Origin of the sequence: Actinoplanes sp. NPDC049265 (assembly GCF_043197135.1) — a bacterium.
In the GTDB taxonomy this organism is placed as follows: domain Bacteria; phylum Actinomycetota; class Actinomycetes; order Mycobacteriales; family Micromonosporaceae; genus Actinoplanes.
This window is the reverse complement of sequence record NZ_JBICSP010000016.1, coordinates 46,047-71,017: the sequence shown is the minus strand read 5'-3', so window position 1 is coordinate 71,017 and position 24,971 is coordinate 46,047. Positions and strand designations below refer to the sequence as shown.

Annotated in this window: 22 protein-coding genes; 10 read left to right on the top strand and 12 right to left on the bottom strand. The window is 70.4% G+C overall.

From position 1 onward, the window contains the following. Positions 1-124 precede the first annotated feature (124 nt). The 5 genes from ACGFIO_RS31735 to cofD are packed head-to-tail and all read right to left on the bottom strand — an operon-like array spanning position 125 to position 6,380. Positions 125-2,605 (bottom strand): bifunctional FO biosynthesis protein CofGH, encoded by a 2,481-nt coding sequence (locus ACGFIO_RS31735; protein ID WP_392831714.1) that lies wholly within the window; start codon positions 2,603-2,605, stop codon positions 125-127. Between the two features lie 26 nt (positions 2,606-2,631). Continuing rightward, a complete protein-coding gene (locus ACGFIO_RS31730) occupies positions 2,632-3,183 on the bottom strand; it encodes an NUDIX domain-containing protein (RefSeq protein ID WP_392831713.1) in 552 nt (183 codons plus the stop codon). After that, positions 3,180-4,421: a saccharopine dehydrogenase family protein gene (locus ACGFIO_RS31725; RefSeq protein WP_392831711.1), complete on the bottom strand. Its 1,242-nt coding sequence runs from the start codon at positions 4,419-4,421 to the stop codon at positions 3,180-3,182. The genes ACGFIO_RS31730 and ACGFIO_RS31725 overlap by 4 nt, the downstream gene beginning before the upstream one ends. Before the next feature lie 16 nt (positions 4,422-4,437). Then, positions 4,438-5,433: a coenzyme F420-0:L-glutamate ligase gene (locus ACGFIO_RS31720; protein WP_392831709.1), complete on the bottom strand. Its 996-nt coding sequence runs from the start codon at positions 5,431-5,433 to the stop codon at positions 4,438-4,440. 2 nt (positions 5,434-5,435) lie between these two features. Further along, on the bottom strand, positions 5,436-6,380 hold the full coding sequence (cofD, locus tag ACGFIO_RS31715; protein ID WP_392831707.1) for a 2-phospho-L-lactate transferase: 945 nt from the start codon (positions 6,378-6,380) through the stop codon (positions 5,436-5,438). Between the two features lie 100 nt (positions 6,381-6,480). Between cofD and ACGFIO_RS31710 the strand changes: the two genes are divergently transcribed. Together ACGFIO_RS31710 and ACGFIO_RS31705 are read left to right on the top strand one after the other, a co-directional pair. After that, a complete protein-coding gene (locus ACGFIO_RS31710) occupies positions 6,481-7,857 on the top strand; it encodes a hypothetical protein (protein ID WP_392831705.1) in 1,377 nt (458 codons plus the stop codon). Between the two features lie 686 nt (positions 7,858-8,543). After that, positions 8,544-8,861 (top strand): MerR family transcriptional regulator, encoded by a 318-nt coding sequence (locus ACGFIO_RS31705; protein ID WP_392831703.1) that lies wholly within the window; start codon positions 8,544-8,546, stop codon positions 8,859-8,861. Positions 8,862-8,868: 7 nt separating this feature from the next. Here the strand turns inward: ACGFIO_RS31705 and ACGFIO_RS31700 are convergent, their stop codons facing one another. From ACGFIO_RS31700 to ACGFIO_RS31690, 3 genes are read right to left on the bottom strand one after another with little or no spacing between them, the layout of a single operon-like run. Continuing rightward, a complete protein-coding gene (locus ACGFIO_RS31700) occupies positions 8,869-9,249 on the bottom strand; it encodes a DUF1304 domain-containing protein (RefSeq protein ID WP_392831702.1) in 381 nt (126 codons plus the stop codon). Positions 9,250-9,261: 12 nt separating this feature from the next. After that, positions 9,262-10,377 carry a mannose-1-phosphate guanylyltransferase gene (locus tag ACGFIO_RS31695; protein WP_392831700.1) on the bottom strand — a complete coding sequence of 372 codons (1,116 nt, stop codon included), beginning with the start codon at positions 10,375-10,377 and terminating at the stop codon, positions 9,262-9,264. A 25-nt stretch (positions 10,378-10,402) separates the two neighbouring features. After that, the gene (locus ACGFIO_RS31690; protein WP_392831697.1) at positions 10,403-11,557 is read right to left on the bottom strand and encodes a glycosyltransferase family 4 protein; all 1,155 of its coding nucleotides are present in this window, start codon (positions 11,555-11,557) and stop codon (positions 10,403-10,405) included. Between the two features lie 169 nt (positions 11,558-11,726). Here ACGFIO_RS31690 and ACGFIO_RS31685 point away from each other — a divergent pair, with 169 nt between their 5' ends. Continuing rightward, complete coding sequence (locus ACGFIO_RS31685; protein WP_392831695.1) at positions 11,727-12,455, top strand: TIGR03089 family protein; 729 nt, start codon at positions 11,727-11,729, stop codon at positions 12,453-12,455. Positions 12,456-12,596: 141 nt separating this feature from the next. Here ACGFIO_RS31685 and ACGFIO_RS31680 read toward each other — a convergent pair whose 3' ends face one another. Next, positions 12,597-14,507 (bottom strand): acetoacetate--CoA ligase, encoded by a 1,911-nt coding sequence (locus ACGFIO_RS31680; RefSeq protein WP_392831693.1) that lies wholly within the window; start codon positions 14,505-14,507, stop codon positions 12,597-12,599. A gap of 666 nt (positions 14,508-15,173) precedes the next feature. On the opposite strand from ACGFIO_RS31680, the gene ACGFIO_RS31675 reads away from it, so the two are divergent. Continuing rightward, a complete protein-coding gene (locus ACGFIO_RS31675) occupies positions 15,174-16,883 on the top strand; it encodes a hypothetical protein (protein WP_392831691.1) in 1,710 nt (569 codons plus the stop codon). A 3-nt stretch (positions 16,884-16,886) separates the two neighbouring features. Here ACGFIO_RS31675 and ACGFIO_RS31670 read toward each other — a convergent pair whose 3' ends face one another. Next, positions 16,887-17,015: a hypothetical protein gene (locus tag ACGFIO_RS31670; RefSeq protein ID WP_392831689.1), complete on the bottom strand. Its 129-nt coding sequence runs from the start codon at positions 17,013-17,015 to the stop codon at positions 16,887-16,889. 302 nt (positions 17,016-17,317) lie between these two features. Here ACGFIO_RS31670 and ACGFIO_RS31665 point away from each other — a divergent pair, with 302 nt between their 5' ends. The 4 genes from ACGFIO_RS31665 (at position 17,318) to ACGFIO_RS31650 (ending at position 22,015) form a co-directional block, all read left to right on the top strand. Then, positions 17,318-19,981: a tetratricopeptide repeat protein gene (locus ACGFIO_RS31665; RefSeq protein WP_392831688.1), complete on the top strand. Its 2,664-nt coding sequence runs from the start codon at positions 17,318-17,320 to the stop codon at positions 19,979-19,981. 199 nt (positions 19,982-20,180) lie between these two features. Further along, positions 20,181-20,360 carry a hypothetical protein gene (locus ACGFIO_RS31660; RefSeq protein ID WP_392831687.1) on the top strand — a complete coding sequence of 60 codons (180 nt, stop codon included), beginning with the start codon at positions 20,181-20,183 and terminating at the stop codon, positions 20,358-20,360. 873 nt (positions 20,361-21,233) lie between these two features. Continuing rightward, positions 21,234-21,557, top strand: coding sequence for a hypothetical protein (locus ACGFIO_RS31655; protein ID WP_392831684.1), 324 nt, complete (start codon positions 21,234-21,236; stop codon positions 21,555-21,557). Positions 21,558-21,703: 146 nt separating this feature from the next. Continuing rightward, positions 21,704-22,015, top strand: a complete 312-nt coding sequence (locus ACGFIO_RS31650; protein WP_392831681.1) for a hypothetical protein — start codon at positions 21,704-21,706, stop codon at positions 22,013-22,015. A gap of 236 nt (positions 22,016-22,251) precedes the next feature. Here ACGFIO_RS31650 and ACGFIO_RS31645 read toward each other — a convergent pair whose 3' ends face one another. Together ACGFIO_RS31645 and ACGFIO_RS31640 are read right to left on the bottom strand one after the other, a co-directional pair. After that, complete coding sequence (locus ACGFIO_RS31645) at positions 22,252-23,025, bottom strand: hypothetical protein (RefSeq protein WP_392831678.1); 774 nt, start codon at positions 23,023-23,025, stop codon at positions 22,252-22,254. A gap of 358 nt (positions 23,026-23,383) precedes the next feature. Then, positions 23,384-23,788 carry a hypothetical protein gene (locus ACGFIO_RS31640; protein WP_392831676.1) on the bottom strand — a complete coding sequence of 135 codons (405 nt, stop codon included), beginning with the start codon at positions 23,786-23,788 and terminating at the stop codon, positions 23,384-23,386. A 96-nt stretch (positions 23,789-23,884) separates the two neighbouring features. On the opposite strand from ACGFIO_RS31640, the gene ACGFIO_RS31635 reads away from it, so the two are divergent. Together ACGFIO_RS31635 and ACGFIO_RS31630 are read left to right on the top strand one after the other, a co-directional pair. Then, positions 23,885-24,292, top strand: a complete 408-nt coding sequence (locus ACGFIO_RS31635; protein ID WP_392831675.1) for a helix-turn-helix domain-containing protein — start codon at positions 23,885-23,887, stop codon at positions 24,290-24,292. 51 nt (positions 24,293-24,343) lie between these two features. Continuing rightward, entirely contained in the window at positions 24,344-24,850 is a 507-nt protein-coding gene (locus ACGFIO_RS31630; protein WP_392831672.1) for a hypothetical protein, read from the top strand. Positions 24,851-24,971: the final 121 nt, after the last annotated feature.

The following is a 24,971-nucleotide window of genomic DNA, read 5'->3' as shown; positions in this document are numbered from 1 at the left end:
CGTTCTTGCCTTATCTGTCAGAACGCTGACAAGGTGACGCCGACGCGTCGCATCGGGCCCGATTTTACCCGATTTGTGATCTAGATCGAGTCGCCTCGCACTGGACCGGCCCGTGAAACACGCCTCAGCGGCGACCGTAGACCGTGGTTCGCTCCACCGCCGGGCGTCCGACCGAGGCGGCCAACTCCTTCAGCTGGGCGACGGTCCGCGCCGATCCGTGTTCCGAGCCGGCCATCCGGGAGATCGTCTCCTCCATCAGGGTGCCACCAAGATCATTGCAGCCGCCGTCGAGCATTTGCCGGGTCCCCTCGTCGCCGAGCTTCACCCACGAGGTCTGGATGTTGTCGATCCGGCCGTGCAGCAGTAGGCGGGCCATCGCGTGCACGACCCGGTTCTCGCGGGGCGTCGGGCCGGGGCGGGCGATGCCGGCCAGGTAGATCGGTGCGTTCGTGTGAATGAAGGGCAAGGCCACGAACTCGGTGAAGCCGCCGGTCTCGTCCTGGATCTTCGACAGCACCCGGAAGTGGCCCAGCCACTGCCGCGGGTGGTCGACGTGGCCGTACATCATCGTCGAACTCGACCGGATGCCCAGCTGGTGGGCGGTGGACACGACGTCGATCCAGGCCGCCGCGGGCAGTTTGCCCTTGGTCAGCACCCAGCGCACATCGTCGTCGAGGATCTCGGCGGCGGTACCCGGGATCGTGTTCAGACCCGCCTCCTTGAGGCCGGCCAGCCACTCGCGCACCGGCACACCGGCCTTGGCCGCGCCGGTGACGATCTCCATCGGGGAGTACGCGTGGACGTGCATCCCCGGCACCCGCTGCTTGATCGCGCGGACCAGGTCGGCGTACGCGGTGATCGGCATCTTGGGGTCGATGCCGCCCTGCATGCAGACCTCGGAGGCGCCGTCCCGCCATGCCTCCTCGGCCCGGTCGGCGACCTGGTCGACCGACAGCCGGTACGCGTCGGCGTCCCGCTCGCGCTGGGCGAACGCGCAGAACCGGCAGCCCACATAGCAGACGTTGGAGAAGTTGATGTTCCGGTTGACCACGTAGGTGATGTCGTCGCCGTTGACGTCGCGGCGGACGTCGTCGGCCAGCCGGGACAGCTCATCGAGGGCCGAACCATCGGCGTTGAACAGGGCCAGGGCCTTGTCCTCATTGGCCTCGAGCAGGAGCGCGGCCGGGTTCTCGGCGGCCAGTTTCAGTCCGGCGAGGACATCGGTCGGCAGCGCCGGACCCGCTGTCACGTGGGCCGCGACCTCGTCCCAGTCGCCGTACACACTGTCGAAGTCACCACGCCGGTCACCCGTGCGGCCCTCGGTGTCGATCGTCGCGAACAGGTCGGTGCGTCCGCCCGCGTAGGCGTCGTCCGGCTCCTGCCACGGCCGCCCGACCGGCATCGCGTCCTCATTGGCCAGCCCGTCCGGGCCGGCCAGGGCGGCGACATGCGCGGCCAGGCGCGGGTCGAGCCAGTTGTCGCGGTTCACATACTCCGGATAGATCGTGAGGCGCTCACGGAGGACAAACCCCGACTTCGCTGACAACTGACGCAGGTGATCGATCGCCGGCCAGGGGCGCTCCGGGTTCACGTGGTCGGGGGTGACCGGGGAAACGCCGCCCCAGTCGTCGATGCCGGCCCGCAGCAGCAGGTCGAACTCGGCGTCGATCAGGTTCGGCGGCGCCTGGATCCGCGCCCGCGGGCCCATGATCACGCGCGCGACGGCCACGGTCGCGGCCAGCTCACGCAACTCGGCGTCGGGCATGCCGCGCATGGCCGTGTCCGGCTTCGCGCGGAAGTTCTGGATGATCACCTCTTGGATGTGCCCGTACTCGCGGGCCGTCCGGCGCATCGCGAAGATCGCGTCGGCCCGCTCGGCCACCGTCTCGCCGATGCCGATCAGGATGCCGGTGGTGAACGGCACACCGACCCGGCCGGCGTCGTCCAGCACCCGCAGCCGGACCGCGGGCTCCTTGTCCGGCGAGCCGAAGTGCGGCTGACCCTTCTCGGACCAGAGCCGGGTCGCGGTCGTCTCCAGCATCATGCCCATGCTCGGCGCCACCGGCTTCAGCCGCTGCAGGTCGGCCCAGCTCAGCACACCCGGGTTGAGGTGCGGGAGCAGACCGGTCTCCTCGAGCACCGCGATCGCACAGGCCCGCACATAGTCCAGGGTGGAGTCGTACCCGCGTTCGTCCAGCCACTGCCGGGCCGCGTCCCACCGCTCCTCGGGCCGGTCGCCCAGCGTGAACAGCGCCTCCTTGCAGCCCTGGGCCGCACCCGCACGCGCGATCGCCAGCACCTCGTCGCGTTCCAGGAAAGCCGCCGGCAGCCGGTGCGGCACGGTCGCGAACGTGCAGTAGTGACATCGGTCCCGGCACAACCGGGTCAGCGGGATGAAGACCTTCTTCGAGTACGTGACGACGCCCGGCCGCCCCGCCTCCCTCAGGCCCGCGTCTCGCACCCCACCGGCGATCGCCAGCAGCTGCTCGAACTGCTCCCCGGTGGCGGACAGCAACGCCTCCGCCTCGCCCGGGTCGATCGCTTTGCCGTCCGCCGCCCGGCGCAGGGCACGGCGGACACTCGCTTCGGTAACCTCGGTCACCAATGCAGCCTAGGTCGAGATCGGCCCGATCATGAGTGACGGGCGACACGTGCCAGCGCGGCATCGATCTGACCCCGGACGCCGTCGGCCAGCGGGCTCGGCAGTTCGTCCGGGAAGAACCAGCCCAGGGCAGCCGACTCGGCGCTGACCTGTTCGATGGCGCCGGGCGGGGCGAAGGCCAGGAAACGTACGTCGAAATGATGGGTCTGTCCGGTCGGCCGGCACGGCACGGGGTGGATGTCCAGGTCGATCGGCTCCGGGTCGAACACCAGGTCGGCCAGCCCGGACTCCTCGCGCGCCTCCCGGGCCGCCGCCGCCACCAGCGCCTCGTCGTCCGGCTCGCAGTGGCCGCCGACCTGCATCCACATGTTGAGGCGGCCGTGCAGGCACAGCAGTAGGCGCCCGTCCGGGCCGGCGATCATCGTGCTCGCCGTGACGTGACCCGGCGCGTGCTCGCGGGTCATCGCCACCGGCCCGGCGGCCAGCAGGTTCAGCGTCCGCTCGCGGGCCGCGCCGGCCTCGGGCGAGGTGGGCGTCCAGCCGGTCAGGACCTGGACCGCGTCGTCGTACAGCTCGGTCATGCGAGCTTCTTGGCCGAAATCTCGACGCCGGCCGCGCGCAGCCGGGCCACCAACGCGTCGCCCAGGGCGGTGGCCGGGGTGAGCACGCCGCCCTCGACCGGGGGCAGCTGGTCGCGGTCGAGCACCAGCGTCAGGGCCGACTCGCCGAGCAGGACCGCGGTGGCCGCGTACCCCGGATCGCCCTTGGCCCGGAACCGCGACCGGTAGCGCGCCCCCGACGTGGTCGTGGTGAAGATGTCCATGGTGAAGTGGCCGGTGCGGCGGGTCTTCTCGTCCGGCCCGGTGCCCGGCTTGGGGAGCACCCGGTCCAGCACGAACCGGGTCGGCGGCAGGCCCAGGCCCGTGTACAGCGCGCCCAGGCCGAACTTGATACCGGCGGCGATGATCGGCGAGGCGGCCGAGGTGCCGGCGCTCTGCGCCTCCCGGTAGCGGAACGTCCGGCCGTAGGCCCAGTCGCGCAGGGCGTTGGTCCGGCGCACGACCCGGCTGTTGTACGCCGCCATCAGGAACGGCGCCAGATGCCCGCTCAGGGAACCGTCGACGGCCCGGCCCGGCATCGAGACCACGTCCTCCTGACGGCCCAGCTCCGGCTCGGCCTTGCGGTCCGGACTCAGCGCGTACGGTGACGCCGCGATCCGCCGCAGCTCCCGATCGTTGCCCAGCAGGTCGACAGTGGCCCGGACGGTGTCGATGGTGCCGCCGCTGAACCCGCCCTTCAGACTGGTCACGACCAGCGTGGTGTCGGTCAGCGCCCCGGCGCCGTCCCGCTCGGCCAGCTGGTGCAGCACGTGCACGCCGAGGTCGGAGGGAATCGAGTCGAAGCCGCACGAGTGCACGATCCGCGCACCGGTCGAGCGGGCCATCTCGTCGTTGTCGTCGATGCTCCACCGATGGAAGATGACCTCGCCGGTCAGGTCGAGATAGTCGGTGCCGGCGGCCGCGCACGCCCGCACCAGGGTGCGGCCGAACTTCAGGAACGGGCCCACGGTGGTCACCACGACCCGGGCCGCGGCGGCCAGCTTGGCCATGCCGATCTCGTCGTCGGCGTCGGCCACGATCAGTGGCCAGTCCACGCCCAGCCGGCCGCGGGCCTTCTCCAGCCGCTCCCGGGAACGCCCGCCCAGCGCGATCCGCACCCCGTCCGGGGCGTGATCGGCCAGGTAGGCCGCCACCAGCTCCCCGGCGAATCCGGTAGCGCCGTAGACGACGAGGTCGTAGTCACGCTCATGATCGGTCACGGGTAACGATTGTGCTCTACGCGAATGTAACGAGCACCTTGTGGTCGCGCATCCGGATGCTCGACGGAAGGCCCTCGGCGGCCAGCGCCGCGCGTACCCGATGGGCGTCGGCACCCAACGCGACCCACCCCTCGGGCGACTCACGCACCGGCGCGAGCCACACGCCCTCGGCCGTGACCGTGGCCGTCACCAGGCCCTCGACCGTGGCCAAGGCCCGCCGGACCGCGTCCACGTCCCAGGCGCCCTGGGAGTCCGGCAGCGTCGCCGCCGCCCGCAGGCCCTCGGCCCGGGCCTCGGCCGTGCCCAGCGAGAACATGTCGCTGGCGGCGTCGCGCAGCAGCAGCGTCGCGCCCGGCGTCTCGGCCTCGCCGGCACCCGGATAGCCGCGCACCACCGCCACCGGCACCCCGTCGCACTTGCCCTTGACCAGCTCACCGGCCGCCGCCAGTTCGTCGATCACGGCCATCTCGGTCAGCTGGAGCTCATTGCCGTACGGATCGATCTCGCCCTTGTGATCCCGCAACGGAGCGATCCCGGCCGCGCCCAGCGCGACATCGGTCAGGCCCAGCCGCCAGGCCCGGCCCATCGTGTCCGAGACGATCACGCCGACCCGCAGCCCACGCTCGGCCAGCGCCGCCCGCAACGCCCGGGCCGACGCGTCCGGATCGGCCGGGAGTAGCACCAGGTGGGTCTTGTCGACGTTCGAGGCGTCGATGCCGGCCGCCGCCATCACGAAACCGTGGTGCGTCTGCACGATCGCGGTCGGCCCGCGCCGCGCCACCACCCGGCGGGTCTCACCGGCCAGGATCTCCTGCCGGGCGGCCTCCCGCTCGGGGCCGTCGGCGGGCACGTCGACCAGCCGGCCCTCCGCCTTCGACACGATCTTGCTGGTCACCACGAGCACGTCGCCGTCCCGCAGCCACGGCGCCGCCGTCGTGATCAGCGCGGCCAGGTCGTCGCCGGCGGTCACGTCGCCGATCCCGCGGACCGGCAGAACCTCCAGGCCCTCCATGATCACCTCTTGTCGGCCAGGATAATTGCTTCCGCAACCATCTTGGCCGTGGCGTTCTCGTCCGTCATCCACAACGGCACCGCGCGGGTGGTGACACCCGGCACATCTGCCTTCTCATCGGCCGTGTCGACCAGCCAGCCGTCCAGCAGATCCTCGCCGTAGAGCGCCCCGACACCGGCTGCCGACACCTCGACACCCAACGTGGCCAGGCATTTGTCGGCCATACCGCGGACCGGCGAGCCCCCGATGATCGGCGAAACCCCGATCACCGGCGCCGGACCCTCCGACAGGGCCTCTCTGACGCCGGGTACGGCGAGGATCGGCGCGATGCTGACCACCGGATTGCTGGGGGCGAGCAGGACCACGTCGGCGCCCTCGATGGCCTCGGTGACGCCCGGAGCCGGCTTGGCCGCGTCGGCGCCCACGAACACGAAGCGGTGGGTCGGCAGGTCGCCGCGGTAACGCACCCACCACTCCTGGAAGTGGATCGCCTTACGCTCGCCGTCCACGTCGACCACGACATGCGTCTCGAGCCGGTCGTCGGTGGCCGGCAACAGCGTGACACCGGGCTGCCAGCGCTCGCACAGGGCGGCAGTGACCTGCGACAACGGGTAGCCGGCGGCCAGCATCTGAGTGCGTACCAGATGGGTGCCGATGTCCTTGTCGCCCAGCCCGAACCAGGTCGGCTCGGCGCCGTACGCGGCCAGTTCCTCCTTGACCGCCCAGGACTCGCCGACCCGGCCCCAGCCGCGCTCCGGGTCGTGCGCCCCGCCCAGGGTGTACATGACGCTGTCCAGATCGGGGCAGATCCGCAGGCCGTGCATGCGCACGTCGTCACCGACGTTGACGACGGCGGTCACTTCGGCTTTCTTTTCCCGCGCGTACGCGCGCACACCGGCCAGAAACCGCGCGCCACCGATGCCACCGGTAAGGACCGTGATCCGCATACCGTTCATCCTCGCGCACCTGTGGTTGCCGGGCTCGCCTGGCCCCGTACGACTACGCTAAGCCGTCCCGGCATACCGACCACATCCAAGGAGAAGCACCGTGACCAGCCAACCCTCGGTCATCCAGCTACTGAGGCCGCTGCGCGACATCGCCGCTTGGGTCCTGGTCGGCGTACCCGCCGTCCTGATCTTCGTCTCGATCCTCGACCTGATCCCGTTCGGCGACGGCGACACGTTCCTCACCCGCACCCAGGGCAGCTTCTACGACTTCGTCAGCCTGGCGACGATCCTGCTGCCCCTGGCCGCGGTGCTGCTCGCCCTGTTGGTCGAGCCCCGCCACCCCAAGGCCCAGCTGATCACCATGATCGCCCTGGGCGAGTACGCCGCGGCCGCCTTCTTCGGCCTGATCTTCGGCTTCCTGATCGGCCTGGTCCGCATCGCCGGCTTCAGCGTGCAGAGCGCCCTGCAGGAGCTTCTGGCCCGAGCCGCCTGGCTGGCGCTGCTGGGCCTGGCCGGCTGGGCCACCTACAGCGTCTGGCGCGGCTTGTTCTTCGTGGCCAAACCCAAACCCCAACCCGGCGTGTACGGGCAGCCGGCCTATGGCGTCCCCGGCACTTACCCCGGCCAGCCCGGCTACGGCCAGTCGCCCAACGCCTACCACCCCGGCCAGCCCACCCAGCCCCAACCTGGCGCGCCGGCCTACGTCCCCGGCTTCCCGCCCGCCGCGCCCCAGTCCTACAGCACTCCCGCCCCCGGCTACGGCGCACCCACCGGCCCGGCGTCCGGCGCCCCCGGTGCGCCCACCTCCGGTGTTCCCGGCGCCCCGGCGTCCGGTGTTCCCGCCTCTGGCGTACCCGGCGCCCCGGCGTCCGGTGTTCCCGCCTCTGGCGTACCCGGCGCCCCGGCCTCTGGTGTTCCCGCCAGTGGCGTGCCCGGCGCCCCGGCCTCTGGTGTTCCCGCCTCCGGGCCCACACCACCCGGCACTGGGCAACAGCCTTCCTGGAACCAGCAACCGCCTCCCTACGGCCAGCCCCCGGTTGGCCAGCCTGGCGGTTTTCCCCAGCAACCGCCGGCGTGGGGTCAGCCCGCCCCCAGCAGTTACGGCATGCCCCCAACCTCCGGCGACCCCGCTTCCGGCGCTCCCGCTTCCGGCGCCCCTTCTTACGGCGCCCCGGCCTCGGGCACTTCGTCTTATGGCGCCCCGGCCTCCGGCGGCCCTTACGGCGCCTCGTCTTACGGCCAGCCGACCAGCGGTGCACCCACCTTCCCGCCGCTCACCCCGCCGCTCACCCCGCCCTCGGCCACCACTCCGGCCTTCTCCGAGCCGACCGTCGCGGTCCCCCGCCCCGGCCAGCCCGGTTCCCCGTTCAATTCCGACCCCTCGAAGCCTTCGCCGGACGTGGACGACCGCACCCAGATCGTCGACAACGGGCGCCCCGGCTTCGGCCCGGCCGATCAGGACCCGCCCCGAGCCTGACGCCGGCCCGACCCCGAACCGACAGAGGCCCAGCCGGGCATCGTCCCGGCTGGGCCTCTTCGCGCCCCGGCCCGGGAAGCTCGCCACGCCGCCGACAAAATCTCTGTGCGAGGTACTAGATTTCCTCGCCGATGCTGGCTAAGCTTTGTCGTGTTGAGAGACGAGATCGTGGCAAGACGCCGACGAGAGTGACCGAGCTAAAGCAGGGCTTCCGACCCATGTCGAGGGGCTCGCTCGGCACCGGCGGTGCGGCAGTTCAGCACCGCCAGCAGTTGAAGGGCACGACCGCCCGTCGCACGTGTTCGAGGCCAGGAAAGTTGTGTGGGGCTTCGACACCGGCGGGCAGCACGACCGCCTGTCGCACGTGTTCGGGGCCATGAAGGTTGTGTGGGGCTTCGACACCGGCGGGCAGCACGAGAAATGGGTGAACGCAGAGGAAAGGGAGGGCTCAACACCGTTGGATCGCCCGCTACCAGGAGGCGGTTTCGCTCCTGAGCGGTCACCGCTGTTTCCATCGAACGAGAGGTGGTCTCCGGTCACGCTTATGCGATCCTCGCACCCTGAGCCGTCGACGACGGCTGGTGCGGATACGACAAACCGGCGAACATGCCGGTAGATGGTGTCTAACCCATAACCCTGGGCCCCGGCGTACTGCGCCGGGGCCCTCGTCATGGAGAGAAGTGTGTATGGCCGGATCCGACGATATGTTCGGTGACGATGACTACCCCGCCTACACGATGGGCCGCGCCGCCGAGATCACCGGCGCCTCGCAGGACTTTCTGCGCCGGCTCGACGAGGCGAAACTGATCACGCCGACCCGCTCGGCCGGCGGGCACCGCCGCTACTCGCGCTATCAGCTGCGCCTGGCCGCGCGGGCCCGGGAGATGGTCGAGCAGGGCACCGCCCTGGAAGCGGCCTGCCGGATCATCATTCTCGAGGATCAGCTCGAGGAGGCCCTGCGGCAGAACGAGGTCTACCAGCGCCGGGAGGAGAACAGCGCCTGAACCCCGGTCACAGGACCGTGGTCAGGACGACGACCAGAGGCGCCAGGCCCTGCAGGACCACGCTGCGGAGACGGGCCGGGCGCGGGTCGGAGACATAGAGGACGACGGCGGCCAGGAACATCGAGGCACAGCCGAAGAGGACCAGGGCCCGGCCCTCCGGCACGGAACCGGTGTGCAGCAGGATCACCCCGGCGATGGTGCCGGCGGCCAGGAACAGGTTGTAGAAGCCCATGTTGAAGGCCCAGCTGCGGACGGCGTCGGAGTGCTCCGGGCGTACCGAGAAAGCTCTTTGGACAAAGGGACGGCGGAACAGCACGCTCTCAACCATGAAGAAGGCCACGTGGAGGACGCCGGCGATGACGGCGAAGATCTGAGCTACCGCGTTCACGCGGACATTTGATCAGATGTAGCCGAGCTCGCCCAACTCCTTGAGCTCATCAACGAGGTGCTTGACCTCCTGGGCGCGTTCACGCGGGCAAACCAGGACCGCGTCGGGGGTGTCGACGATGATCAGGTTGCGGATGCCCAGGGCCGCGACCAGGCGGCCGGAGTTGGGCACGACGACCAGGCCCTCGGTCTCGCGGAGCAGGACGCCGGGCTTGGCCAGGGACTCCTTGCCGACCACGACGTTGCCGCTGGAGTCGGCGGCCAGCACCTCGCCCAGGGTGTGGAAGTCGCCGACGTCGTTCCAGCCGAAGTCACCGGGGACAGTGCCGACCCGGCCGACGGCGGCGGCGCCCTCCATCACGGCGTAGTCGACCGAGATGCGGGGCAGGGTGGGCCAGACCTCGCCCAGGACCTCCTCGCGGCGGGCGGTGTCCCAGTCCTGGGCGATGCGGCTGATGCCGGCGTGCAGCTGGGGCTGCTGGCGGGCCAGCTCGGTGAGGAAGACGTCGACCCGCCAGACGAACATGCCGGCGTTCCACAGGTAGTTGCCGGACTTCACGTAGCTTTCGGCCACTTCGAAGGCGGGTTTCTCCTTGAACTCCTCGACCGCGAGCACCGGGCCGTCGCCGACCACACCGCCGCACTGGAGGTAGCCGTAGCCGGTCTCGGGGCGGGTCGGCGTGATGCCCAGCGTCATCAGCAGGCCCTGCCGGGCGCCGTCCATCGCCCGCCGGACCACCTCGACGAACTCCGAGGAGTTGGCGACCAGGTGATCGGAGGCGAACGAGGCCATCAGCGCGTCCGGTTCACGTCGCGCGATCACGGCGGCGGCCAGGGCGATCGCCGCGCACGAGTCCCGTGGGGACGGTTCGACCAGGATGTTGTCGACCGGCAGGCTGGTCAGCTGCCGGGACACCGCGGCCGCATGCGAGACGCCGGTGACCACGTAGATGTCGGCCGGCTTGACCAGCGGGCCGATCCGGTCGGCGGTGGCCTGCAGCAGCGATGCCTCGGTGCCGGTCAGCGGGTGCAGGAACTTGGGATGACCGGCGCGCGAAAGCGGCCACAATCGGGTCCCGCTGCCACCAGCGAGGATCACGGCGTAGAGACCGGCGGGTTCGTCCGTCATGCGCACCGATAGTAATGACGTGTCGTCATGACTGAGTGGCCGACACCCGGCTCCACGTGTTGACGTGGACCTCGGCACTGGAGGCCCAGGTGAACTCCTTCGCACGGTCAGCGCCGGCCTTCGCCAGGGTGGTGCGGCGTGGCTCATCGTGCAGCAGGTCGGCCAGATCGGCGGCGATCTTGTCAGGATCTTCGGTGGTGTACGCGACGGCGTCGCCACCGACCTCGGGCAGGGACAGGCGCGGCGTGGTCAGCACCGGTGTGGCACAGGCCATCGCCTCGAGGATGGGCAGCCCGAAGCCCTCGCCGAACGACGGGTAGCAGGCCACCAGGGCGCCGCCGAGGAAGCCGGGCAGGTCCGCGTACCGCAGGTAGCCGGGTCGCAGCAGGCGTAGGTGGGACGGCACCTCGGACACGGCGCGGTCGATGTCGTCGTCGTGGCCCTGACCGCCGGCGAGCACCAGCGCGGGCGGCTGCGGCCAGTCGGCGACGGCTCGCGCCCAGCCCCGGATCAGGTTGGGCACGTTCTTGCGCGGCTCCTTGGCGCCCAGGAACGCGACGTACCCGCTGTCGCCCAGGCCGAGCCGGGCACGGACCCGCGCCTTCTCCTCCTCGGTCGGCGCGTGGAACGCGATGCCGTCGACCCCGTGGTAAGCCACGTCGATGCGGGTCGGGTCGGCGTCGAGCAGCCGGATCAGCTCGTCCCGGGTCGCCTTGCTGGGCACGATGACCCGGGCGGCGCGGCGCAGCGAGGTCTTGATGGCGCTGCGGAAGAAGGTCCGCTTGGTGTTCTCGTAGTGCTCGGGCTCGGTGAAGAACGTCGCGTCGTGGACGGTCACGGTGACCGGGCAGCCGGCCCGCAGCGGGCACGTGTAGAACGGCGAGTGCAGCACCTTGGCGCCGACCTGCTGGGCCAGCAGCGGCAGGCCGGTCTGCTCCCAGGCGAGCCGCGCGGGGCGATGCGCGATCGCGGCCGGACCGGCGATCACCTCGGCTGCGGTGAGCATGCGGCTGTAACGCTCCGCATCCGTCCGCTGGGCCACGACGGCCAGGTCGATGCGCTCGGTATCGAGCTGGCCGAGTGCGCCGAGCAGTCCGTCGACGTATCGGCCGACACCTCCGCGGTCGGCGGGGACGCTGGTGGCGTCGACGAGCACTCGTGGGGGGCGACCGGCGGTCACGAGGCAACTCCCAAATTTGTCGGCCAAATCACTCGCAAGAGTACGCCCGAAATGCATCAGCATGATGACGCCGACGCTCCGTGCGGGCACGGTCTGCCCGTTCGTACGACAACGTTGTCGGGGCGTCGGTGCGTGATAACGGAGAGTGACACCTATATCGTCGTCGTCGATGACCGAGACGATCCTGGCGGCGTTCTCCGACGCCGTCCGCCGCGATGCCGCGGCCCCGCTGATCACCTATTACGACGACCGTTCGGGTGAGCGCGTCGAGCTCTCCGGCGCCACCCTCGACAACTGGCTCTCGAAGACCGCGAATCTGCTGGTCGACGGGGTCGGACTGGGCCAGGGCGACACGATCGCCGTGATGTTGCCGCCGCATTGGCAGGGCGCCGCGATAGTGCTCGGCGCGTTCGCCGCGGGCGTCTCGGTCGACCTCGGGCCGGAGCCACAACCCGTAGAGGCGATTTTCACGTCGCCATCCCTCGCCCCTCGGGCCGAGGGATGGCCAACATCGGAACGGTACGTCACTGGGTTGCTACCGTTCGCGCTCGCTCTACCCACCCCGCCGCCGGGTTTTGTCGACTATCCGACTGAGGTCCGGACCCACGGCGACCACTTCCGCCCGATCCAGCCGGTGACCCCCAACGACGCCGCGCTGGCCGGCCCGACCGAGCTGAGCCACGGCGACCTGGTCGAGGCGGCCGCCGACCGGGCGCGTGAGCTCGGCATCAGCACGGGCGACCGGGTCCTGGTCGACGCCGCGGCCCATCCCGACCCGCTGGACTGGCTCTTCGCCCCGCTCCAGCGGCAGGCCACGGTGGTCCTGTGCACCAACCTGGACCCGGCCGGCGTGGACCATCGCATGGCCACGGAAAAGTGCTCCCTGCTGCTCGCGTGACCGCGCTCCGACCGTCGTCGCGAACCGCCGCTCGCGCGACCGCGCCCTCAACGGCGTCGCGAACTACTGCTCGCGTGACCGCGCCCCCAACGGCGTCGCGAACTACTGCTCGCGTGACCGCGCCCCCAACGGCGTCGCGAACTACTGCTCGCGTGACCGGGCGAATGACTCGAACTCCACCAGCGACTCGGGATTGGCCAGGGCGCCCTTGGCCGCAGCCGACTCCACCGGCGTACCCGTCAAGATTCTCTTGACCGGGACCTCGAGCTTCTTGGCCGACAGGGTGCGTGGCACCGCGCGTACCTGGTGAATCTCGTCCGGGACGTGCCGCGGCGACAGCGCGGCACGCAGCTCGCGCCGGATCTGGCCGCGCAGCTCTTCGTCCAGCTCGCGGCCCTCGGCCAGCACCACGAAGAGCAGCAGCTCGTCGACCCGGTCGAGGTGGACGACGACCGAGTCGACGATCGCGTCGATGTTCTCGACCACCGAATAGAACTCGGACGTGCCCAGCCGGACCCCGCCCCGGTTGAGCGTCGCGTCCGAACGGCCAGTGATCACACAGCTGCCGTCGGCTCCGATCGTGATCCAGTCGCCGTGCCGCCAGACGCCCGGGAAGACGTCGAAGTACGCCTCCCGGTAGCGGCTGCCGTCGGTGTCGCCCCAGAACCCGACCGGCATGCTCGGCATCGGCGCGGTGATCACGAGTTCGCCTAGCTCACCGATGACCGGGGTGCCCGTCGGGTCGTACGCCTCGACCCGGGATCCGAGCGCCCGGCACGAGATCACGCCGGCCACCACGGGCAGCAGCGGCACCCCGCCGACGAAGCCGGTGCACACGTCGGTGCCGCCGGACAGCGACTGGAGTTGCAGGTCCTTGCCGACGTGCTCGTACACCCAGTCGAAGCCCTCCGGCGGCAACGGGGCGCCGGTCGAGCCGACCGCCTTCAATCGGTTGGCCGGCACCTCGACGCCCGCCTTCCGGCACGCCATCAGGAACGGCGCGGACGTGCCGAAATAGGTGAGGTCGGGCAGCTGCCACAGGGTGGTCAGGTCGGGGTAGCCCGGATTGCCGTCGAACATCACTGTCGCCGCGCCCACCGCCGGTGCGCTGACCAGGAAGTTCCACATCATCCAGCCGGTCGTGGTGAACCAGAAGAAGCGGTCGCCCGGCCCGAGGTCGTGGTGCAGGGCGAGCATTTTCAGGTGTTCGAGCAGGATGCCGCCGTGCCCGTGGACGATCGGTTTGGGCAGGCCGGTCGTGCCCGAGCTGTAGAGCACGTAGAGCGGGTGCTTGAACGGGACCGCCTCGAAGCTCATCGGCTCATCGCCCGACAACTCGGAGAAATCGCCTCCGCCGTGCAGGTAGCCGATCGTGATCAGATGCTCGACCGAGGGCAGCGCCGCCCTGATCTCCGCCAGCTCGGACCGCCGGTCGATGTCCTTGTCGCCGTAGCGGTAACCGTCCACCGCCACCAGCACCTTGGGTTCGATCTGGCGCCAGCGGTCGGTGACGCTACGGGTGCCGAACTCCGGCGCGCACGACGAGAAGATCGCGCCGAGGCTGGCCGTGGCCAGGAACAGCACGTAGGTCTCGGGGATGTTCGGGGCATAAGCCGCGACCCGGTCCCCCTTGGTCACGCCCAGACCTTTCAGCCCCGCTCGGACCCGCCGGACCTCCTCGCGCAGCTGCGCGGCAGTGAGGGTGGTCGCGCTCCGGGTCTGCGAGTACGCCAGGACGACCGGATCGTCGTCGGCCAGCCCCGGCATCCGCAGCACATGCTCGGCATAGTTGAGCGTCGCCCCCGGAAACCATTCGGCGCCCGGCATAGTGCGATTCGGGAGGGTATCGGTGGGCTGATCGTGGGCGATCACCTCGAAGTAGTCCCACACCGACCGCCAGAAGCCGTCCAGGTCGGTCACCGACCACGCGTAGAGACCGTCGTAATCCGCGAACTCCAGCCCACGCTCGTCACGCAACCATTTCAGGTAGTGCCCGATGCGTGACGTTTCGCGTACGTCGGCCGGAGGACTCCATAACACCGCACCCGTCATGTGCTTCACCTTAATGACGAATCAGCCGGTGTTGAGCAGCCAATCAGTGCAGGTAGCGTCCGCGACGTGCGCCACATCCGGTCGATTTTGTACGCCGTCGTCCTCGCTCCCGCAGTATGGGCGCTGTGCGCGGCCGGCGTGACGCGCCCCCAACCCACCGGCTGGCTCCTCGCGGCCGGCGCCCTGTACGCGTTCCTGCTCGTGGCGCCGATCTCACCGGCCGGCCCCGCCCTGGCCGGCCTGCTCTTCCTGGCCGCGTCCGCGTGGGTGCTGATCTCGCCCGCGACCTGGCCCGACGGAGATCTCTACCGCCCCGGTCCCGCGCTGGCCGCCCTGCTGGCGGTCCCCTTGCTGGCGACCGCCCTCAACGCCCGGCGCTGGTCCCGCCACGAGCCCTTCAGATTCCCCTTCCTGGGTACGCACACCAGCCCGCCCCCCGCACCCCACCTGACCGAGGGCGACGAGCCCACCACCGTCTTCCCCGCCCAGCCCAACGCCTACTTCGCCCCGCCCCAAGCGTTCACTCCCCCACCCCCCGCACCTTCCCCTGCCCGTTCCTCCGCGCCTCCGCCTTCCGCGCCGCGCTCCCCCGCCCCCGCGCCTTCCGCACCCCAGTCCCCCACGCCTCCGCCTTCCGCGCCGCGCTCCCCCGACCCAGAGCCTTCCGTGGCGCGCTCCCCCGGCCCCTCGCCTTCCGCACCCCGCTCCCCGGCCTCCGCGCCACGCCACGCCCCCATCTCCGACGAATCCCCCACACCGGCGGCGGCGAGCAAGGTTCGTCCGTTCATCAAGCCCGACAGCGCGGACGAACCCGCCGGCGAACCGACCGTCGTCATCGCCGGCGAGGAGACCCCCGAGAGCCAGACGACCAGGGTCTTCGTCACGAACCACGCCGGCGTCTCCGAAGAACACTCGGCCGAGGAACTGACCGCGTCCCACCAGCCGACCGAGCCCATCCCGGCCGACCGGGACAAAACCGACGCCATCCCCGCAGACCATCCGGATGCGACCGCCACAGCCGACGAGCCGACGCTCGATACGGACGCCGACGACCCGGCAGTCACCGCGGACGCTGAACCGCCGACGCTCGCCGCAGACGCCGACGAACCGGCAGCCACCGCGGACGCCGAACCGCCGACGCTCGCCGCAGACGCCGACGAACCGGCAGCCACCGCGGACGCCGAACCGCCGACGCTCGCCACGGACGCCAACGAACCGACGCTCGCCACGGACGCCGACAGGTCGGGAGCCGACTCTGACGAGCCAGAAGACGGTGAGGAAGAAGCCGGCGTCGACGACGAGGTGCCCACCGTCGACGTGCACAGGGACGGCAAGGAGACCACCGTGTCGGTGGCGACGCCGACCGACGACGATGGGACGAAGACGCAGGTCATCCGGCTTCCCCGGGATCGGGAGGTGGGGGCCGGGCCGACTCGGGACTTCCGGGGTGGGGGCAAGACCTACCTCGACGGGCCCGGGGAACAGACGCAGGTGATCTATCTGCTGGAGCCGGTCAACGCGCAGCAGGCCGCCCAGCAGGCGGCCAAGGCCCGGGCCGCCGAGCAGGAGGCTCGCGACAAGGCGGCCCAGGAGAAGGCCCGGCAGGCGTTCAAGGACCGCGCGGCGCTGGAGCGGGCCCGGAAGGCCTTCGCCGAGCGCGCGGCCGCCGAAGCCCGCAGCCACGGTGAAGAGACCCAGATCATCAAGCTGCCCCTCCGCCGCGACTCCGACGGAGAGACGACCGCCCTCCGCCGCGACACCGGCGACCCGCGCACGACCAGCCGCGACGAACAGACAACGGCCTTCTCGGGCGACCCGCGCGCGACCGGCCGCGACGAACAAACAACCGTCCTGGCCCGCGGCAGTGGCGACGAACCGACGACGCTTCTCCCTCGGCAGCGCACCGGAGAAGAGCGCGACGCGGAGACGACCGCGCTGAACGGGTCCGGCGGCGACGAAGGCGAAACGACCGCACTGCGCAGGTCGGGCGGTAACGAAGGCGAAACGACCACGCTGAACACGACGAGCAGCGACGAAGGCGAAACGACCACGCTGAACACGACAAGCAGCGACGAAGGCGAAACGACCACGCTGAACACGACAAGCAGCGACGAAGGCGAAACGACTGCGCTGAACGGGCTGGTCAGCGACGAGAACACCACGCTGCTGCGGCACGCGACAGTGATGGCTGAGCCAGTGGACGGGGTCGCGGGCGAGAGCCGCTCGCGGTCCATCGTGGAGCAGGAACGGCCCGATCCGGGTGCCGATCCGACCACGCGGCTGATCCCGGCTCAGCGGAAGCCGGAGCACGAGCGGGTTCGGAGGCCGCGCAGCCTGATGGACATGGAGCGGCCGGCCGACGAGGACGACCGCTGAGATTCAGCTCCAGATCGCCCACGCCCGGATCGGCGGCCGGACCCGGCCGCCCCACACGCGGCCCCAGCGGACCATCACGACACCCCACGACCACTCGGTGTCCGTCGCGTCCCCGCCCCAAAGCGGCTGCACGAACATCACCCCTCAAAAGTCGTCGAAACGACAACCGGTCCCGCGGTCACGTCGCCCGATCGTGACCGCGGGGCCGGCTGGTCCAGTGCCGGGACGTCCAGTCGACGTCAGGCCGGTGGCCCGCCAGCCACCGGCCTCCCCCGCGACTCGGATCCGGGTCCGGAGCCCGGAAACGGGGACCGGGCCGGGAAGCCCTGATCCTCGAGGGTCGGGTGTCGGCCCGTACAGCCTCTTCGTTGAACCTTGCCGTTTTCTTGACGTCGATCGCACCGGCCCGGACCGGCCTCAGTAGACTGGCGTCGATGGTTGAGGTACGGCTCCTGGGCCCGGTCGAGATCGTGACCGCCGGCGAGCCCGTCGAGATGCGGCGCCCGCAGTCCCGCGCGGTGCTGGCGGCGCTTGCCGTCGACGTGGGGCGCCCGGTGTCGGCCGCGACGCTGATCGATCGGGTGTGGGATGACGAGCCGCCCAAGGGTGCCCAGTCGGTGCTGTATTCGCACATCACCCGGCTGCGGGCCGCTCTCGACACCGAGAACGCGCTGGTCCGGCGTACGGCGGGATATGTCCTTGATCTCGATCCTGATCTGATCGATCTGCACCGGTTCCGGCGGCTGACCACGGCGCCGGCCGACCGCCGGCAGCTGCGGGAGGCGCTCGACCTGTGGCGTGGGGAGCCGCTGGCCGGCATCCGCGGGCGGTGGGCCGACAACGTCCGGGTGACGTGGCGGCAGCATCGGCTGGACGCGGCCGTGGGGTGGGCGCGTGCGGCCGGGGACGACGCCGACGACATTCCCGCGATCCGCACCCTGCTCGACGAGTTTCCGCTGGCCGAGCCTCTGGCGGCGGCACTGATGCGGACGCTGTCGTCGACCGGGCGGACGGCCGAGGCGCTGGCCTGTTTCGCCGAGATCCAGGGGCGGTTGCGGGACGAGCTGGGCACCGATCCGGGGGCCGAACTCCAGTCCATTCACGTGGCTACGCTGCAGGCCGGCGGGGCTCCGGCGACGGCCGGCGAGTCGCTGACGCCGATCCGGCAGCTGCCGGCGCCGGTGGCCGGTTTCACCGGCCGGGCCGACGCACTCGAGACCCTCGACGCGCTGACCGGCACGGTGGGTGTCATCTCGGCGATCTCGGGTACGGCCGGAATCGGCAAGACCGCGCTGGCCGTGCACTGGGCACATCGGGTGGCCGAGCGGTTCCCGGACGGTCAGCTCTATGTCAACCTGAATGGCTTCGACCCGGACGGCCAGGCGCTCGACCCGGCGGTGGCGTTGCGGCAGTTCCTGGGCGCGCTGGGTACGAAGGCCGACGAGATTCCCGACGACCGGGCCGCGATGGCCGCCCTCTACCGCAGCCTGCTGGCCGACCGGCGGATGCTGGTGCTGCTGGACAATGCCCGCGACCCGGAGCAGGTGCGCCCGCTGCTGCCCGGTGCGCCGTCCACGTTCACGCTGGTGACCAGCCGCAACTGGCTGACCTCGCTGGTCGCCGCCGAGGGGGCCACGCCGGTGACGCTCGACCTGATGACCGGCGACGAGGCGCGGGGCCTGCTGGAACGCCGCCTCGGCCACGATCGGGTGGCCGCCGAGCCGGCCGCGGTCGAGCAGATCATCGAGCGGTGCGCGCGGTTGCCGCTGGCGCTGAGCATCGCCGCGGCCCGAGCCCTGCAGTCCGGTGGGACGCTGCGAGCGCTGGTCGACGACCTGGCCGCCCAGCCGTGGGACACGCTCGACGCCGGTGACCCGCTGACCCAGGTGCGGGTGGTGTTCTCCTGGTCGTACCGGGCGTTGAGTCCGGCCGCGGCGCGGCTGTTCCGGCTGCTCGGCGTACACCCGGGCCCGGATGTTTCGGTCGCGGCGGCGGACGCGCTCATCGGCGGAGACGCGTTGCCGCTGCTGGACGAACTGTCGGCGGCCAGTCTGACCACCGAGCATCAGCCCGGCCGGTTCGTGTTGCACGACCTTTTGCGCGCGTACGCCGCGGAGCTGGCCGACGAACCGGACGCGATGGACCGGCTGTACGCCTTCTTCATCGGCACCGCCTACGCCGCCGACCGGCAGCTCGACCCGGTCCGCGACCCGATCCCGTTCCCCGTCTCCGACGCCGCGGTGGCCACCGGGGCGGCGCCGCCGGCCAAGGACTGGTTCGAGCAGGAGCACCGGGTGCTGCTGGCGTTGCAGGCGCGGGCGGCCGAGACCGGGCGCCGGCGCGAGGCGTGGCAGCTGGCCTGGTGCCTGGACAACTTCCTGCATTTCAACGGGTTCTGGCACGACCGCGTGCACGCGTGGCGGGTCGCCGTCGACACCGCTGAGGACAGCAACGCGGCGGCTCACGCGTACCTCAGCCTGGGCCGGGTCGACAACCGCCTGAAGCGGCACGCCGACGCCGAGGCCCACCTGGGCCGGGCCCTCGCGCTTTTCTCCGAGCGCGGCGACGCGGTCGGGCAGGCGCACACCCATCGCGGGCTGGGCTGGCTGGCCGAGGCACGCGGCGATCTCGCCGGTGCCCTGCGGCACGACCAGCTGGCGCTGGCACTGTTCGAGCAGGCCGGCAACCGGCAGGGCGTGGCCGACGCGCTGAACTCGGTCGGCTGGGACCAGTGTCTGATCGGTGACCACGAGGCCGCGCTGGAGGCGTGCACCCGGGCGCGGGAGATCCACCGCGAGATCGGCGACCGTTGGGGTGAGGCGTCCAGCTGGGACAGTCTCGGCTTCGCCAACCATCATCTGGGCCGGTTCGCCGAGGCGGTGGACTGCTACGAGCACGCGCTGGCGATGGCGCACGACCTAGGCGACCGCTATTTCGAGGCGGACACGCTGACCCGCATCGGTGAGACGTGGGTTGCGGCCAAAGACCAACCACGGGCGCGTACGACTTGGCAGCGCGCCCTCGACATCCTGACCGAGCTGAACCACGCCGAGGCCGGTGACGTGCGGGAAAAGCTCGCCGGCCTGGCCGATTCCTGATTTCCGGCGACTTCACCCGCACGGGTTCGCATCCTCGTCCAGTCTTTTCGACGGTGACGCCCATCGCTGTGCGCGGGTTCACCGAGTTTCGCAGGGCAGCGCTTTCTTACCGAGCGTTTTTGCCGACTGGCCAGGAGGTACCGCCTTGACGAAGTCGTCGTTCACCCGGCGATGGTCGGGCCTCGACCACCGCATAAAAATGACCCTACGCGTATCCATCCTGGCCACGGTGCTGGTCAATGCCGGTACCGCTTGGGCTTTCCACGAGTACGGCGGGACGGACGGCGCCGCCGACGCTCCCCCGCCGGCCACCGCACCGGCCGCCGAGCACCACCAGCCCGACGCTGAGCTGGGCTCCCGCCTGGCCGAGCACGGCTGACCACTCGGCCGCGGTGGACGTGCTGTGGGGGCAGCCGCACCCCGGCAACCGGATGGCCCCCACGGTGTGGGAGCCATCCGTCGTTTTCGGGGCTGTTTCGGGTCGCTGTCGGCGAGCCGCCACCCTGTTGCCCGTCACGTCCGCAGGACTCGGCCAACACTGCGCTGACCTGCGGAGATGTTTTCGTCCAGCGGCGAACGGCGATCGATCAGGAGCACATGTTTCACGCTTTCGGGTTCAGCCAGCCGTCCGATCCCGGCCGGGACAGCCGGGCAGCACAGCTCACATCTGAGGCCGAGATCCGACGTAGGCATCGCCGAGTTCCTGTTGATAGCGAACACGGATGATCGGAGACGGTATTAACGAAGCCGTGTGTGCCCGCAACCGGCAGCGCTGCCGGCGGCAACACGACACGCAAGGTCACAGATTCTGGTTTTGCACGGGAAAGACCCCTGCCTCCCGTAGCAGGGGTCTTTCCTAAACCGCCGACATTCCGTGCGTGTTACCGAAAACTCCCTGGAGATCCCCCGTGACGGCTCACCAAGTCAGCCTTCTGCAGGTCGCCATTGCCATACTGACCCTGATTTTCTGCTCCTATCTGGGCGGCCGGGTCCATCAGTGGTACAGGCAGAGCATGGAACGCGACTCGGCCTTCCGGGAGGGTTACAACCACGCCTCGGAGTCGCTGTTCCCGTTGGCCGCCCGCAGCATGCAGCAAACGACGAACCCTCTCACCAACGAGCGTTTCACGGGACGCCCCCAATCGTCCTCGGCCGCTGATCGAATGCCCGTCACTCGTCAGTTCGCCCCGCCTCAGGGTCGCCACTCCGCACACAATTCATGACGGCATCCGACTGACTCAGCAGGTGAGAAATGGTTGCTCCAGGAAACGGCATCATCATCGCGATCATCACCTTGGGAATCATGGTGTCGGCCACCTACGCGCTCGGTCGCATTCACCAGTGGTACCGCCATGGCGAAACGCGTGACGCCGCCTACCGCCAGGGCTACGACGAGGCCTCCCGGTCCCTGTTCGGCATGGTTCGCGACGGCCGCGCCGCTGCCCATCCGGAAAAGGTTCGAAACTTGCACAGCATGGTCCGGGCAACCGGGCTGACCTCAGATCGCCTCGCCGGTCGTGATATCGGAACGGGCCGGCGCCGGCTGACCGCCCGCAAGCTTCGCAGCCTGGTCTGACCGGCTGTTCTTTGTGACCATGCGCGAGATGGAAAAACTGGCGGGTAGGTAAGATTTATCGTTTAGCCGGTTTGGCCCCGGGAATCCTCCCGATGGGGCTCGCCCGGCCTCCCGCCGGTCGCATTACTGAAAGAAGTCAACACTGGATGGCTCTTAACACGTCGGACCTTCCGTTAGCCTGGCGGGTCGCCTACTCGGCCGCTCTTGATCTGATCGGCAGCCTGAAGCCTTACGACGATCCGATGGATCCGACGTTGCGGGCCCGCGCCCAACGCGCCCGCACGACCACCCGGCGGTGGATCACCACCCAGAAACGGCTCGCGGCCGGCGGCGAGCTGACCGCGGTGCAGAAGTTCTTCATCGACCAGATCCCCGACGACTGGCGCGAGACCGACATGGCCCGCCGCAACGCCCGTCGCACCGCCGGCTCCGAGTTCCGCCCGATCTCCGACCGCTGACGCCCTCCCGCCGCCGCCCCTCCACGCCGCCGCATCACCTCCACGCCGCCGCGGTTGCGGCCACGCGGTCCCGCTGTAGCAGCTTTGCTGTAGCGCTATTGCTGCACGACCGCGCTGCAGCGGGTTGCCGTAGCGCCATTGCCAGGACTGACGCGCCGAGATGCGGTCACTTACCGGAAGTTTCGCCCTCATCGATCCGCGACCGACGCTGACCTGCATGATCAGGTGGTTGAGGGTCAGCGGCCGGCGGCCACCGTGAAAGAACGCTCGCCGAAGTGGACGGTCGCGCCGGGCGGGATTTCGACGGCGACGCCGGGTGGGCAGGCGTAGACGGTGCCGGCGATGTCGATGATGCAGGTGCCGTTGGCCGAGTACCGGTCGGCGACCCAGGCGGTGCCGTCGGCCTGGATGCCGGCAGCGCAATGGGTTTTGGAGACGGAACGGTCCGGGTCGTCGATGCGGACGGCGAGCGTGCCGGGCTCGGCGGCGGGATCCCGGCCCAGGAGCAGCGCTCGGTCGAGGGTGAGCCGCCGACCATCGTCAAAGGTCACGACCGGCAATTGCTCGCCGGCCGGAACCGACAGTCGCTTGTCAGCCGGGGTCGGCAGCTGCTTGTCAGCCACGACCGGCGGTTGCCCGTCAGCCACGACCGGCGGCTGCTCGTCGGCCGGGGCCGGCGGCTGCCCGTCGAGCGCGACCGGCAGCTGCTCGTCGGCCCCGGCCGTCAGTCGACTGTCGGCCGCAGCCGGGGGTGGAGGCGCGGCGATGGCCTGTTTCAGCAGCTCGGCCACGGTGGGGGCGAGGTCGCCGGACAGGGTCGCGGTCTCGTCGCCGTTCAGGGCGATGACGCAGGTACGGGTGCGCGCGACCCAACGTGGGCGGCGGCATTTCGTGACGCGGTAGGTGGGGCCACGGCCCGGCTCGACCTGGAGCCCGGGTGTCGAGGCGAGCCGGCGGATCGCATCGTCCGGCTCGGCACCGACGTGGACGACGATCTGTGTTGTTCCCATGTCGCCTCCCCATGTTCGGCAGCGAACAACTTGGACATAATGCCAGAAATTACGCCGGGGAGTTCGGTCGCGGTCGACCAGGACGGTTCGGTCGAACGGCCGGACCCTTCGACCCGGCCGTCCCGCTGCCGAGAGAGTCGCCAGGTCAAGTGCCGGGAACCGCCAGGTGAGCCGCCAGGGCAAGTGCCGGGAACTGCCGGAAGGCGCCGGGCGAGGCGCCGGGAACCGCCGGGCGAGGCGCCGGGAACCGCCAGGCGAGGCAGCGGGAACCGCCGGAGAGGCAGCGGGCGAGGCGTCGGGAACCGCCGGAGAGGCAGCGGGCGAGGCGCGGGGAACTGCCGGGAGAGATGCCGGGCGCTTAACGGCGGCCGCGGGCGGAGGTTCGGGGGCGGGAGACTCCAGGGTCCTGGGCGCGGCGGGCCGCCGGGCCGCCGTACCGTCCGGAACCGGCGTTGTTCCCGGCGCGCGCTGTCACGGCGCGGATCGTTTCCGGCCGAGGGCCCGGGTCAACCGGCGGCGGGGACACGATCACCGGCGGCAGAACCGAGGAAACCGGCGGAGGCGGCACCGAGGGAGGCAGCACCACCGGCGGCGGCGGCGGCGGGGTGGCCGCCAGCTGTTCGGCGCCGCTGTCCTGGGGCGTGGGCGGGGACGCGACGGACGCCAGGCGGGCGCCGGCGGGGCCGCCGGGACGACGGCGCAGGAAGAAGAAGACCACCACGCCCACAAGGACGACAATGGACAGAATTACTGACTCCTTCAAGAGGCACACCCTCTCGGCCGTACATCATTGGTTCTAGAGACAATGATGCTAGCAGCGCTTTGTTCTTCAACCAATCCGTCGGCCTATGCTTTCGGCATGGCCACTGACGCTCCGCCGCCATCGGGGTTCGGTCCGTACCTCAAGGAAGCGATCCACGCGGCACACTTCCCGACGCCCACCCACTTCGCGCGGGCGGTCGGCACCGATCCCTCGGTCGTGTTGCGCTGGCTCAGCGGCGAGCAGCGCCCGACCATCCGGTCGATCGAGCGAATCGCGCCGGTGCTGGGCCGTTCGATCCACGAGATCGTCGTTGCGGCCTACCCGAACCGGGTGAGCGACGAACCGCCGCCGATCGCCGCGGCGCACCCGCTCGTACACGAGCTTGGTCTGATTCTGGCCGACGACTCCCCGGTGCCGGCGGCCGACCGCGTTGCCCTGGCCACCGTCCTCGATCGGATGATCGACCCGTACCGGAAGGTCCTGCGCCGTCGCCGATCGGCCTGATGGCACGATCGGCTTCTTCTCCTGCGCGGGATGGCAACTAAGGTCAGCAACATGAATATCCCGGACCGCGGCGAGCGCCGGCCCGCGTCGGGCGGACTTCACCTGCAGATGAGCAAGCTGCTGATCGTCTCGATCGTCGCGGCCATCGCGGCGACCGGTGCTCTCGTCATCACGCTCCTGGTCGGACTGCCCAAGGGACCACCGCCGGGCGGGCCGGGACAGGACGGGCGAATGCCGCCGCCCCCGGACCTGGGTGGCCTGGCGATCGCCTCTGTCGTCACCGGACTGTTCGTGCTGGCCTGGCTGGCGGTGTTGATCGTCTACTCGCGCGACCAGATTCTGAGCCGGATGGAGACCCCGCCGGCCGAGGTGCCGGCCGAGGTGGTCGCGGGGCTGCGCGAGGACCTCGCCGCGCTGGGCGATCGGCTGGCCACGCTGACCACGGAGTACGGCGAGCAGCGGGAGACCGACGGCTACCTCAACGGCATGCGCGCCGCGGCGGGGCGGCCACCGGACCCGGTGGTTACACCTTTACGGCGTACCCCACCGCAGGTTTAGGCTTTTGTCCCTTTTGGGAAATATGGGTACGCGCCGCCGAGAGCTCGACGGCGGCCGGACCCGAAGGAGCCTGACCCGTGACGGTTGTCGCCACCCCCGCCTCGACGCGACCCGAGACCCA